The organism is Streptomyces sp. NPDC037083 (assembly GCF_055606485.1).
Genome location: NZ_JBVJSQ010000049.1, coordinates 1 through 1,104, shown reverse-complemented (window position 1 = coordinate 1,104; position 1,104 = coordinate 1). Strand labels below are relative to the sequence as shown.

Here is a 1,104-nt window from a genome sequence, read left to right as displayed (position 1 = left end):
CTCAAAGAGCGTTTTGTCCTGGCGAGGTTGTTTGGTGGCGCTTCGAAGGGTGAGTGAGTCTGCGACTGCTGGGACGAGAGTGGCCGATGCAGCCCTGCGTGACAGGAGACTCCATACCTCTGCCCGTTTGAGTCGAGTCGCTCCTGTCTGATCCCAAAGCGCCCCCGGTTGACGCTGTTTGCGCCCTGGGGGTGCGCCGCGCCCGACGGTACTACCGAAACATGACGCGACAGCGCCCGTATCCCAGCGACCTGTCCGATGCCCGCTGGGAGTTGATCGGCCCCACGCTCACCGCCTGGCGGGCCGAGCGCAGAGGCAAGGGCCTGGACATCGGCCGCCCTCCCGAGCACGACCTGCGCCGCATCATGGACGCCATCCTCTACGTCGACCGCACCGGGATCCCCTGGCGGTACCTGCCACACGACTTCGCGCCATGGGAAACCGTCTACGGCTACTTCGCCGCCTGGCAGAAAGAAGGCATCTTCGACCACCTCAACGGCCTGCTGCGGCGCCTGGTGCGTGAAGCCGAAGGCCGGGATGCCGAGCCCAGCGCCTGCGTGCTGGACGCACAGAGCATCAAGACCTCCGCCAACGTGCCCGCGGCCGGCCAGGGCATCGACGCAGGCAAGAAAATCGCAGGTCGCAAACGCCACATCGGCGTCGACACCCTCGGCCTGCTGCTGGCCGTCTGGGTGACCGCAGCCAGTGTCTCCGACAACACCGGCGGCATCCACCTGCTCTCCCAGATCTCCGCCGCGACCCCTCGGGTGACCAAGGCGTGGGCCGACACCGGCTACCGGACGAAAGCCATCGACCACGGCGCCCGCCTCGGCATCGACGTCGAAGTCGTCCAACGCGACCCCGGCGTCAAAGGATTCAAAGTGATCCCCCGACGCTGGGTCGTCGAGCGCACCTTCGGCTGGCTGATGCACCACCGCCGCCTCGCACGCGACTACGAGACCCACCCCCACCGATCCGAAGCCATAATCCACGTCGCGATGATCGACCTCATATGCCGACGACTCACCCGCGAATCCACCCCAAACTGGCGCGACACCTGAACCTCGAACCAAACAACCTCGCCAGGACAAAACGCTCTTTCAG

Annotated in this window: 1 protein-coding gene; it reads left to right on the top strand. The window is 65.9% G+C overall.

The window, feature by feature from the left end; genetic code table 11:
- The first annotated feature begins 221 nt into the window (after nt 1–221).
- On the top strand, nt 222–1,061 hold the full coding sequence (locus ACZ7DE_RS41010; protein ID WP_470769654.1) for an IS5 family transposase: 840 nt from the start codon (nt 222–224) through the stop codon (nt 1,059–1,061).
- The last annotated feature ends 43 nt before the right edge of the window (nt 1,062–1,104 follow it).

Coding starts and splice junctions, on each gene's coding strand:
- ACZ7DE_RS41010 (WP_470769654.1), top strand. CDS start 222: ATGACGCGACAGCGCCCGTATCCCAGCGACCTGTCCGATGCCCGCTGG.